This is a genomic window from Massiliimicrobium timonense (assembly GCF_002160865.1).
Classification (GTDB): domain Bacteria; phylum Bacillota_I; class Bacilli_A; order Erysipelotrichales; family Coprobacillaceae; genus Allocoprobacillus.
In genome coordinates this window covers 1-12608 of sequence record NZ_NFLJ01000053.1, presented here as the reverse complement: position 1 = coordinate 12608, position 12608 = coordinate 1, and the positions used below count along the sequence as shown (strand labels likewise).

The following is a 12608-nucleotide window of genomic DNA, read 5'->3' as shown; positions in this document are numbered from 1 at the left end:
TATGCCTGCACAAGTCAGAAAACCTAAGCATTATCTCTAAAAAAAGATTATCTTCAAAATAGAGAAGATAACCTCTTATTTAGGATGTTTTTTGTTTTATTTTTGAAGATAATGTTTTTACTCCAAACCACAATATTTTAATAAATCCGCTTCTTTTCCTTTCCACTTTTTTTCTTTTCTATTAGGATTTGATGGAAAATTATCTTTGACTGCTTCTAGTGCTTTTCTTATGTCTTCATCATCAGCATATGCGTATATAGAGGTTGTCATTATATTTGAATGCCCTAGAAAATCTTTTATATAGGACATAGGTACTCCATTTTTGTACATTGCCATAGCTATTGAATGTCTAAGCATATGTGCGTGTAAGTTGAGTGGAAAATCTGGCGTTTTTTCATGAATTTGTCTCGCATATTTTTTAATATTGCATCAACTGTTCCTGGACACATTTTAGTTTTAAGATTTTGATGTTTTGTGTAAAACAAATATTCATCCGCTTTTGAATTATCATGAAACTGTTTCAAATAATTGTCAAGGTGAACAACAACTCCTTCTAGTATAGGGATTCTTTTGACTTTGTTGCCTTTACCTAAAACTCTAATCTCAATTCGATTATCAAACCTATATATATCATTTAATTTTAAATTTAATAGTTCATCTAAACGTATTCCAGTTTCATACAACATGATCATTAAAAATTGATTTCTTTTTCCTATTCTTAATTTTGTATCTGGCTCATTCAACAATAGCTTAACTTGATCTGTCGTCAAATACTCTAGTTTATTATTTTTTCCGCCTTTAAATCGGTGAATACTTTTAACTTTCACATAATAGTTGTATAATTCTATATCTTCTTCCGCGCAATACTTTAAAAAAGACTTAAACGCAGATAATCTAAGATTAATTGTATTTATTGAACAGCCTTTCTCGTTCTTTAAGTAGGCTAGAAAACTATAAATATTATCTTTATTGAAATTATCAAAATTCATATTAACAAATTTAATATTAAGGGTAGTATCAAAATAAATTCTTATTTGGTTAAATGCTTGTTTATACGCTTTTAATGTTTTTTCAGAGTAATGTCTTTTTTTTATTAAATAAATTTTAAGATATTCACTTAGCCAATCATGAAATGAAATATTATTCTTTGTCATCATCGCTCACCTCAGGTAAAACTGTGTTATTTGTATCTGTCATTAAACTATTGAAAGTCGAATAAAAGGCTGGAACTAATTGGATATAATAATCTGTATCTGCATAATGAGTATGGCCTAAATATCTGGAGAAAAAAGGATACATTTGATTAATATCAATGCCATCTTCAACCCATCTTGAAAGGCGTTCAGTAGCAAAAGTATGCCTAAAATCATGTATTCTTCTTTTATTACCAACCAACGGTATATCTTTAAAAGCAATTACGCTTATTTCACGAAACCAATTGTCAATCGTTGCCTTACCTATTTTTTTATCACCAGTGTTTGTGGGAAAAAAATACTTTCTTTCTGGCAATAGGAATGAAATTATCTGATTATATTCTTTAAGCATAGAAATCAACTCATCACTTAAGTAAACCTTTCGTTCTTTCCAACCTTTTGCCTCTTGAACTAGGAGATACCCAGCATTAAAATTAACATCTTCTAATTTTAAATTGATGGCTTCTGAAAGTCGCATCCCACATAAATAATAAAGTCTGAAAATAACTGGAGCAACATATTTTTTATAAGGAGAACCCTTTGAATCGGATAAATTATCGACTATTTTAAAGAAAGAAATTAGTTCTTCTTTAGTATAAATATGAGCCTCATATTTGATTTGTTTTTGTGGAATATGACCGGGAACCACAAAACAATCAATGCCTAGTCCTGATATATATTTTGAAAGTTGCCTTATAGGCGATATCCTTCGGAGTAAACTGTTTTGGTGTTCGTTAGGCTTATAGTTTACCCAAGCATTTATTATTTCTGGTGTAATGGTAGTTGCCTCTGGAAAGTTATCAACGAGCATTTTATCAAAACAGCTTAAAATCTGTGCAGATGAATTATAAGGATAGCCAGAATTGCACTTTTGATTAATAAACGATTGTATTAATTGACTCATTTTAGAATGATATTGGTAGCTTCGAATTTTTACATCCATGATTTGATTCCAATCCATCTAGCGTCTAAGCAGCAACTTCTTAATTTTTCAGAATCCAGTGAGTAATAATATTTATCTGAATCTTTATTAACGTGACCTAGGCTATCCGTTATAATTTGATAAGGTACTTCCATGTCTAATAACCTTTTTACTAAAGAATACCTGAAGACATGTGTCCCTTTCCCCTTACCATTTAAAGGCGTAATATTTAACTTTTCAAAAATTCGTGAGCATAGATTATAGGCACTCTTAATTTTGTGATAGGGTTTCTGTTTTCTTATGAAAATATAAGGTGTATTACATTCGGGGCGTTCGTTTTCCAAATAATTGAAAATAGCGTTTCCAACATCATCCAGCAAAGGAAGTGTGAGATAAACATTTGTTTTTGTCTGAGTAATTTTAATTTGATCTCGATACCAATCAATTTCATCAAATTTCAAATTACAAATATCAGAATCTCTTAAGCCGTATCTGATAGCTAGTAACATGATGGCTTGATCTCGATACGAAATCTTATCCAAATAAGCGATCAATTTCAATTCGTCATCTTTTGAAATTATTGAAGGATTGAAAGATTTTAGATATAGTGGTTTTTGTATCATAGCCGAAAAATTTTTAATCATGTATCCTTGATTATAAAGGTATAACAATATTTTTTTGACTATAGGATAGATGGTTTTAAGGGATGATTGGGTAAACTCTTTTATTACTTTTTCACATAACATTTCTATGTCATTTTCGATTATTAATAATAAATCATCTGATTTCTTTACATTCAGATAGATCATCATTTTTTTGAAGACATAGTAATAGAGATTCACTGTATCTAATGCCATATTATTATTGTTCATAGATAACATATAATCCTGTATAATAATCTGTAAATCTTCATCCAATATAATTTTACTTGACTTAAATATGTGCCAATGATATGTACCGCTATTGGCTACTTCGATAAGAATATTTAAAGCTCTTTTTCGTATCTTATAAACCCATTTTTTCAATAAACCAGTATCAAACTTTAATTGGTTATCTTTTAAAAAACTGTTTAAAACTTCTTCATCATAAGTAAAATTCTTATGAGAAATTAACCATGAATAAATATAAAGATAAGCTTTTTTATACTGACCATATGTTGATTGGGTAGTATCTTCATTCTTAATATTATATAAAGTATAACTGATTAAATACAAATTATCTGCACTGTCGTCTAAAGGAAACGTAAAATTTTTAAAATAAGCGGTAACTTCTTCATATGTATAAAGATTTGGCAAATTTAATAAATATCCATCTTGATCAAGAGCGTTAGTAGAGGCAACTTCATCAACAAGTTTAACAACCCATTTTCGATTTAAAATGGCATCATAGCCATTAGAACCGGCTAAAATAAAATCATTATATAACTTTTGACAAGGCCTTGTAAATCCATTGCATGATCCAAATTTTAAAAAACTCTTCAAATACCAATGATGTCTCAAAATAGTCGTCTCACAAAGATTATTACTTTTTTGATTCAATTCAAAACAAGTTTTCATAATGTTCTCTAGTTCGTTCATTTATGTCATCCTTTCTGTTCATTTAGACAAGAATAGCATAACATAAGAAAAAACATTATCTTCAAAAATAAAACAAAAAACATCCTAAATAAGAGGTTATCTTCTCTATTTTGAAGATAATCTTTTTTTAGAGATAATCTTTTGGCTTCTTAACTCTAGCAGGTATAATGACAGTATCATAGTATTCTGCCATTTCTTGATATGCTTTATTAATGATGATATCTTCATATTTTTTATGAGATATGATACCTGTTTTTAAATTGTCAGGGACAATCATCAATGGAACTCCACCAAAGAATCTTAACATGTTGATATGAAGATTAATCCAGCTTTCCTGTTTCATGTTGTCGGTTGCTTCACAATAAATATATTGACTAAAAGGAAGCACTGCAACGAAAAGATAAGCTTTGGATATGATTTGTCTTCGTGACAGATCATAGATTGGTAGAGTCTGTCCTGCAAAATCGACTTCAACCTTTTCACCCGGTTTTTGTCCAATATGCATTGTTAGATTATTCTTCTCAACATGTTTCTTGTAAAGTTTTGTGAGCTGAGTATATTTAAGAAACGGTTTATTCTCAAGCTTGCATCTTTCAACATATTCTTCCCATAGAAGCATAACAGTGACACCAGGCTTTAATAGTTCCTTATGAACATAATCATAATCTGGTCTTTCATGATAATAAATCACCTCCTTCTTGTTCCCAAATATTTCTTCAATTTCATCGTCAGTTTTATCTTTAATAAGTTCATATGTTATAGAAAGTTCATCAGCCTTTTCATAGGTGGATTTTATTTTTCTGCTTGCACAATGAACGACAGACATGATAGCCTTTTGAGACATTCCTAACGATCGAAGTCTTAAAATTTCTTTTTCCTTTGCCATGATAAAAATGACCTCCTTTCATGCAATATAGATGTAAGGTGGGACTCCTTACAATTCTATTGTAGAAAGGAAAAACAAAAATAAAAGAAAAATCGTCATCACACTGGTGTGATGACGACATCAAACAAGTAACACTATTCGATTTTTAAAGTGAAATATTCAATATACGATATACTTTTTTAAAAGCTCAATTATTTCATTTCTATTTGTATCAAAATTTATCTTATCTATTTTATCAGGTGATGCAAGTTTTTCTGCATCACCTTCAATGTATTTAGAGACCGTATGTCGGGAAACATGAAACATCTTTGCTAATTTTCTTTGGAAAACTCCTTTTTTATAATATGTCTGTATTTCATTTATTAATCGGATTTTACTCTCGATTTTTTCATTTTTTTATATCAGATTGATCCATTGGCTTCTCTTCATTTATTATTTCATCTTCAATTTTAATTTTATCTGGTATGTTTTGTTGTATGACTTTTTGAATACATTCAAAAAAATTTTGATGTAAGTAAAATCTATCTGCTACCTGCATGGCTTTTGGCAATATCTTTTGAATGGCTCTTGCATAAGCAGAAGCACGATCTCTTGTAACTGTTTTAATTTGCTTATTTTCTTTCAACCAATCTTTTAACTCTTTTCCATCTCGCTCATTTAATAATTCTATTGGCTGATGCGTATGACCGTCAACTATAATTGTTCCATATGTACTTCCTTTTTTATATGCCTAATCATCTACACCAATAAAATCAGTATTCATCTTATTTACATGAGAAGCACGTTCTAACAAAATTCTAATAATGGTGTCACCACTTGTTTTTATTCCAATGAGTTTTGCTATTCTAGCTGCACCTTCGCAAATGGTATTTAATGCAAGAGTAACTAAGAAATCCTCTAGCCTCCTGGTCATTCTCTTATAATGTCCAGTAAAACCATTTAAATCCTCATAAAAAACACTTTGATCACAGTCATCATTTTCACATTGATATTGATATCCAGTCAAATAAATATAGACAGACTTTCCAAAGATTGGTAGATCTTGTAATTTTCTACGATAAGTACTGTGATACTTATTAGAATCATGACCACACTTAGGGCAAATTTGCACATGAGTTTGAGATTTTAAATAAATATTAACTTGATTATTATCTTCAACAATTTTAACTATCTTAGAATCCTTTGGATAAAAAGAGGAAAGGTGTAGAATATCAGCAGTGCTACAAGAAATCATAATTTCACTTCCTATCTACTAGTAGTATACACCTTAATCAAATTATATTCTACAATATATACACAAATATGAGGATGAACCCTCGCCACCCATCATATACAAATTTTGTGAATATCTGAGATATATCTCAACTTTGTTGGGGAAGATTTTATCTTTTTCTTTCTATAAATTTTAGAAGATATATTTTGGTTGAATATTTCACTAAAAAGATGATACCATTTTACTTATTTGATGACATCATCAAACAAATGAAATAGTAATTTACATTACAGTAGATTTTTAATAACTGGTAACTTTTTCAATAAAAATATAAACAATGTTCCTATAAATATACAGCATATTACAGATAAAATAGATGTTATCATATTTCCAAATATTATATTTATAAAATTATAAAATCTCCAATATAATTTAGATCTAAGAAATTCTTCAATTAAATAGATACCAAATGTGCATCCCCCTACTAAATTGACTATCTTTTTTAAAAATATTGATATTTCAACTTTGTTTAAAATAAACTTAATAAAAATATATACTATTATTGCATTTATGCTATTAAAACTAGACAAAAAAGTTTGGTCCAATGAATTAGTACTTCTCAAAATTTGCAAATAATTAAATAAAGAGCCAACAAAAATATTAATAATTAATAAAATAAAAATAAGAATCATATGAATTTTTTTGAATTTTTTTATATCTAGACGATGTTCAACATAGTATCCTATAAGTGGATAATAAATTGTTGACTCAATAAATAATATGGAAAAATTTTTGTTTAGCCAATATCCTGTAAGACCAGCGATAACAGACCTTCCAACAAAAAATAATAATGAAAGAATAATTAAATATTTAAAATCATTATCTTTCATATTTCTAGCAATCAGTCTTAAAAATGGTAAAGTAAATAAGAATGCTAAATATGCATATAAGTACCATAAAGGAGTAGTCATTGTATCAGTATAAATAATCCTAATAAAATCTATAATACTTAATTGATTAAAATTATCGGCAGATATAATATAATAAAATAACGAAGTTAAAACTAATACAAAAAATATTCTAGTGATACGTTTTAGTATTTTTTTAAATGATTCATCTTTTTTTAATAGAAGTGCACCTGAAATCATAAAAAATAAAGGAACAGCAACCGTACATAAAACAGATAATGATGAACATAGAATATACTTCATAGAAAAATTTAAAGTGGTATAGTATTGAAATCCAGTTGTTCCTGTATGATTAAAAATAACAAAAAATATTGCTAAAATTCTTAAACATTCAATATGAATTTTTTTATTATTAGTCACAATAATTTTCTCCCCTTTTTATACATATTTAATCAATCTTTAATTTCTTATAGTATAAAACAGACAATATTAAATAAACTGCAGCACCAATAATCACTTTTATAATAATTGTTATTAAAAAATTAGTAATAAACGGTATATATATAACAATAAAGTACATTATGAGTGCAATAACAAGGAATGGAAATGATTGTGAAACATATAATCTTATATTTACTCTATCTCTTACTTTTATTGTTTGATATATACAAACAGAAGCTTCAGTACAAAGTGTTGCAATTGATGAGCCTATTGATTGAAAATATGGGATTAGTAATATATTCAATAAAATATTGATGAATGCACCTAAGAAAACAGATTGAATATATATATGATCTTTTTTATATGGAATTAAATATTGTGTTCTAATAACATTTGCCCACGACATAAAAATTGAAGAAATTACTAAAATAGGAATAATAATTATACACTTTTCATATCCACCACCATAGAAAAATGGCACAAATTCTTTACTAATTGCACTTAGTCCAAAAGCCATAGATGTTGAAAGGAATACAGAAAGAACTAGAGATTTTTGTAAATATTTTAAGCTTTCTTGATTTTTACCATTAGCCACCAAATTTGATACTCTAGGTAACATAACTGTTCCTAAGGAAGTTACAGCCATTGCAGGAATTTGAGTAATTTTATTTGCACTTTCAAAATAACCTACTTCTGTCATATTGCTCATATTTCCTAAGATGATTTTTGACATAATTGTATATAAACTGATTGCAATTACAGGTATAAATAATATTAAGTTTGGTTTGATATGTTGAATAATATCTTTAACCCCTACTTTTACAAATTTTATATATTTTCTTAAAATAGTCCATAAAAACAATTGACTCCCCAAAGGGCCTAAAACCATAATTAAAGCATACTTATATAAATCGCTAGGTTGTTTGACAAATATGAAAATACTTAGAACTGTTATTATTTTTATTACTGTATTTCTAGTAACAGTTAATTTAAATTGTTCAAGTCCAAAGAAAAACCAATTAATATCTAAAGCTACAGATATAATATAAATTGTTTGTATGAAGGCCATTAAACTATTTTCTGCAAAAAACATTGCATATATCAAATAAATTGCAATTACTAATATTGAAGCAATGAATTGCATGAAATAGATACTCCAAAACGATTTATTTAATTTATCTAAATCATCTTTTATACTTGCAATTGTTCGATTTCCATAGTTGTTTAACCCTAATAATATAAATAGGCCAAAATAAGAAGCAATTGAATAAGCATAAGAATATTCACCTATTCTTTCCGGTCCCATTACTCTTGAAATATATGGAGCAGTTATTAAAGGTAAAATCAATGTAAGTATATTATAAAAAGCATTGTACAAAAAATTTTTTTTAATACTACTTCCCATTCAAATAAGTACTCCTTTCTGTTATGATTAATTATTTATAATAAAGGTAAGATTTTATATTAATCCCTTTCATATAGATCTCTTGTATATATTTTTTCTTCTACATCACTTAATTCTTTATTAACTCTGTTTACCACAATAACATCACTGATTCTCTTGAATTCATCTAAATTTTTAATCACTCTACTATTAAAGAATGTTTCTTCTTTTAATGTTGGTTCATAAACCACAACTTCAATTCCCTTAGCCTTTATTCTTTTCATAATCCCTTGAATTGCACTTGCTCTAAAATTGTCTGATCCACTTTTCATTGTTAATCTATAGATTCCAACAATATTTGGTTTTCTATTTAATATTTCTTGGGCAATATGATCTTTTCTTGTTGTATTAGATTGTACTATGGCACTGATTAGATTTTCAGGTACATCCTTATAATTTGCTTTTAATTGCTTTGTATCTTTAGGCAAACAATATCCACCATATCCAAATGATGGATTATTATAATGATTTCCGATTCTTGGATCTAAACAGACTCCATCAATAATTTCTTTTGTGTTTAATCCTTTCATTTCTGCATATGTATCTAATTCGTTAAAATATGAGACTCTCAGTGCTAAATATGTATTGGCAAATAACTTAATAGCTTCTGCCTCTGTACTATCTGTAAATAACACAGGTATATTTTCTTTAATAGCACCTTCTACTAATAAATGAGCGAATTCTTTTGCTCTCTCACTCTTTTCACCAACAACAATTCTTGATGGGTAAAGATTGTCATATAATGCTTTTCCTTCTCTAAGAAATTCAGGTGAAAAAATTAAATTATCTATTCCATATTTTTCTTTCATAGATTTAGTAAATCCTACAGGTATCGTTGATTTTATAACCATGATTGCACTTGGATTGATTTTCATAACTGATTCAATAGTTTCTTCTACGCTAGATGTATCAAAATAATTTTTTGTTTCATCATAATTTGTAGGTGTACTAATCACTACAAAATTTGCATTCTTAAAAGCTTCTTCTTTATCTAGAGTTGCTTTGAGATTTAAATTTTTATTTTTTAAAAAATATTCAATTTCTTTATCTTGAATAGGAGAGATATGATTGTTAATCATATTTACCTTTTCTTCAATAATATCTAATGCTATAACTTCATGATGTTGTGATAATAATGTAGCGATACTTAGTCCTACATATCCTGTTCCTGCTACTGCTATTTTCATAATTTCCTCCAATTCTATGGTACATAAACCATTTTTATTTATATTTTTAATAATAAAGAAAAAATTTTTTCGTTATTGCTAGGTGTATTTGATTCATACAAAACTTGAGATAAGAAGAATAAACTAAAGTTTGCTGTAATATATATGAAATGACTTTCCATAAGACCAAAAACTAAATAAACACTTACAATTAGAAGACTTATTATTTGTTTTTGTGAAATTAATTTCTTAGTCAGAAGAGAATAAGCAATTAACAATAATATTAAAATAATTAATCCAAAGCGAATTGTAATGTTTGCATAGGCATTATCTAAAATTAAAGGAACTAATTCTCCTTTACTATTTATATAACTAGAACCATATGGAACATATGTTCCAAATAGATGAATACCGTACATATTAAGAAAGACATTGATATACATAAGTCTGCCACTAAACAAGTTATTAAGCTGTGAAAGTGTGACATTATAATATTTTCCTAAAAATAGCGATCCAAATCCTAAAAATTCTGGGAAAAAAATAAATATTTTTTTAAAAAAAAGAAAAGATTTTTTTATAACAGTTTTTTGAACTAAATTATTTTTTATAAAATCATTTTTTCCTTTCGTTGATTCTTTTATGAAATTACTATTTGAATCTAAATAACTTCCTGTATCTAGTTTTAAAAAATAAATAAATAGAAAAATACAATAACAACCTAACCCAAGCATACATGTCGTTCTGCTATCAGTAATAAAATAAGTGACAAAAATTATTATTAAATAAAAAATCATATACTTAACATTAAACTTCTCATAATCTAAAAATAATGAAATTAATATAAATTGAAGTATAAACATTGAAAGCATATTAGGATGATTAAAACCCAAAGAATATCTAATAAAACTAGAGTTATCTCTTAAAATATTATGTGATTCAATAATATTTAGAAAAGAACAACAAATAGTAATTACTAAAGAAAAAACAATTAATTTTCTTACTAAATTAAATAATTTTTTTGTTGAGATATTTTTATTTCCTATAATAAATAAAAACAATTTAAGAATAAGGAAGTTTTTACTGCATAGCAAAGATAATATTACTATGCCTGTTAATAGAAATATAATTTTTATCTCTTTACTTGTATAATAGGAGAAGGTAATAATCTTTAATAATAATAATAAGTAAATTATAATAGTTAATATATTTCCAAAGACATTAGGGATAATTTTAGAAAAATTTGTACAATCAAACAATATATAATCAATGAAAGCAAGAATAACTGAACTAAAAAATAATAGCTCACCATATTTATATAATTGTGATTTATTGATTTTAAAACTCATATTATCCAATGAAATATTTTTCAATATGCTCATCAAATAATCTCCTTTGATCAATAACTTTTTTTCTATATTGTTCAAATCTTGGTATATCATCATTGTAATTTACTAACATATTTTTAATTTTTAATACAATTCTATCCAAATTATCATCCTTTGCATCTATTTTAAACTCATAAGGAATCGGAACATCACTATTATTTTTGGCACTTCCTGTAGTTGAAGTTATTATGTTACAATACATTGTAACAGCTTCTCTTGGTATTCTTTCTGGACCAGGAAAAAAGCCAAAATCAATATATATTTTAGCCTTTGAATAAAACATCATTAATTGATGATAATTCATATTCTCTAAAGCTATAATTTGTGCATTGATCTCATTATCTTTTAATTTTTGTATTATTTTTTTTGTAAATTCAATTCCTTTTTTTGGATTATATAATATAATATTTTCTTTTTTAGATAAATCAATAGTTTGATTAAAGAATTCAGAATTTATAGGGCCACAAAGATATAGGGTATTTTCTTCTTTTACACCATGATTTATTAAATATTGTTTTGCATATTCACAATTATAAAAATGAAATATATGATTTTTATCCTCTCTAAATTCAAAACATTGCTTATTTAATTCCCCAGTACATTTTAAATAAAGATAAGCTAGAGGATATAATAGCCTAGGGATGTTATGATCATTAACAAAGTTTTTAAATGTAAATTTTGGTAAAGTTCGTAAGTAAAAATCTAGAGAAAGCCACCATATACATTTCTTTATTTTATTAAACTTATAAAGAAATGAAGTAGAAATTTCAGGAACTATTAATATATTTTCTTCTGAATCATCTATATTATGTGTTGACTTTATATTATAGCTTTTAAACTTATATGGTATAGCAGCTTTAGGATTATTGAGATAATAAATATAAGCATCTAAATTAAGGTTATTAAGTTTTGAACATAATTGATGTAAACTTTCATTTCCGCCACTACTAGCATTAGCATAGGTAACTACATATATCTTCTTCATATATTTTTTAACCTCCTATAATGTAAATAAATTATCTCTTTTAAAAGTATCATTGTCCATTTATGTTTTTCAACTTTAATAATATATGGATTATTAAATACTGTTTATATATTAAGAGTGTATTAAAAATCTGATAATTTACTTTTAAATGACTTTTTATATTTTTATATAGGTATTTATAATTTTTAAAATCAGCATCATTTATGATTTTTTGCAGATATTTTTTTCTATCAATAAATGTCATATTTTGGTTATACCTGCTTTGGGTAACCGATCTTCCTGTAATAGTAAATAATTTAATAGCATATAGTTCATCAAAATCATCTATATTCCATAGATATTTATATTTCTTTATATAAGAATTTACAAAACAAAAATCCTGATAATAATTTTCATTAAATTTTGTAGTCATTCCACTTGAAGTACGATAATTATATAAAGCTTCATTTAAATAAAGTATTTCCTTTGCATGAGTAAATATTTCAGCT

General features: G+C 26.4%; 12 protein-coding genes and 1 pseudogene. All 13 read right to left on the bottom strand.

Translation table 11 applies throughout. From position 1 onward, the window contains the following. Window positions 1-117: 117 nt before the first annotated feature. Entirely contained in the window at window positions 118-402 is a 285-nt protein-coding gene (locus B5E75_RS14970) for a tyrosine-type recombinase/integrase (RefSeq protein ID WP_275086222.1), read from the bottom strand. After that, entirely contained in the window at window positions 339-1154 is an 816-nt protein-coding gene (locus B5E75_RS13210; protein ID WP_206413993.1) for a tyrosine-type recombinase/integrase, read from the bottom strand. Before B5E75_RS13210 ends, B5E75_RS14970 begins: the two co-directional genes overlap by 64 nt. Then, window positions 1141-2136: a tyrosine-type recombinase/integrase gene (locus B5E75_RS13205; protein ID WP_162607704.1), complete on the bottom strand. Its 996-nt coding sequence runs from the start codon at window positions 2134-2136 to the stop codon at window positions 1141-1143. The genes B5E75_RS13210 and B5E75_RS13205 overlap by 14 nt, the downstream gene beginning before the upstream one ends. Next, window positions 2127-3692, bottom strand: coding sequence for a tyrosine-type recombinase/integrase (locus B5E75_RS13200; protein ID WP_087360115.1), 1566 nt, complete (start codon window positions 3690-3692; stop codon window positions 2127-2129). The genes B5E75_RS13205 and B5E75_RS13200 overlap by 10 nt, the downstream gene beginning before the upstream one ends. Window positions 3693-3819: 127 nt before the next feature. Then, complete coding sequence (locus B5E75_RS13195; protein ID WP_087360112.1) at window positions 3820-4578, bottom strand: DDE-type integrase/transposase/recombinase; 759 nt, start codon at window positions 4576-4578, stop codon at window positions 3820-3822. A gap of 388 nt (window positions 4579-4966) precedes the next feature. After that, a pseudogene (locus tag B5E75_RS13190) lies at window positions 4967-5293 on the bottom strand (transposase); the annotation flags it as partial. Between the two features lie 15 nt (window positions 5294-5308). Beyond that, window positions 5309-5812 (bottom strand): transposase family protein, encoded by a 504-nt coding sequence (locus tag B5E75_RS13185; protein WP_087360105.1) that lies wholly within the window; start codon window positions 5810-5812, stop codon window positions 5309-5311. Between the two features lie 266 nt (window positions 5813-6078). Then, window positions 6079-7119: an acyltransferase gene (locus B5E75_RS13180; RefSeq protein ID WP_162607703.1), complete on the bottom strand. Its 1041-nt coding sequence runs from the start codon at window positions 7117-7119 to the stop codon at window positions 6079-6081. Window positions 7120-7147: 28 nt separating this feature from the next. Continuing rightward, on the bottom strand, window positions 7148-8545 hold the full coding sequence (locus B5E75_RS13175) for an oligosaccharide flippase family protein (protein WP_087360099.1): 1398 nt from the start codon (window positions 8543-8545) through the stop codon (window positions 7148-7150). 59 nt (window positions 8546-8604) lie between these two features. Beyond that, complete coding sequence (locus B5E75_RS13170; protein ID WP_087360096.1) at window positions 8605-9771, bottom strand: nucleotide sugar dehydrogenase; 1167 nt, start codon at window positions 9769-9771, stop codon at window positions 8605-8607. Window positions 9772-9809: 38 nt separating this feature from the next. Then, complete coding sequence (locus tag B5E75_RS13165) at window positions 9810-11129, bottom strand: hypothetical protein (RefSeq protein ID WP_087360093.1); 1320 nt, start codon at window positions 11127-11129, stop codon at window positions 9810-9812. Further along, window positions 11098-12120 (bottom strand): hypothetical protein, encoded by a 1023-nt coding sequence (locus tag B5E75_RS13160; RefSeq protein ID WP_087360090.1) that lies wholly within the window; start codon window positions 12118-12120, stop codon window positions 11098-11100. The genes B5E75_RS13165 and B5E75_RS13160 overlap by 32 nt, the downstream gene beginning before the upstream one ends. A 49-nt stretch (window positions 12121-12169) precedes the next feature. Further along, window positions 12170-12608 (bottom strand): hypothetical protein (locus B5E75_RS14665; RefSeq protein ID WP_206413992.1); only part of this gene is annotated, 439 nt, incomplete at its 5' end.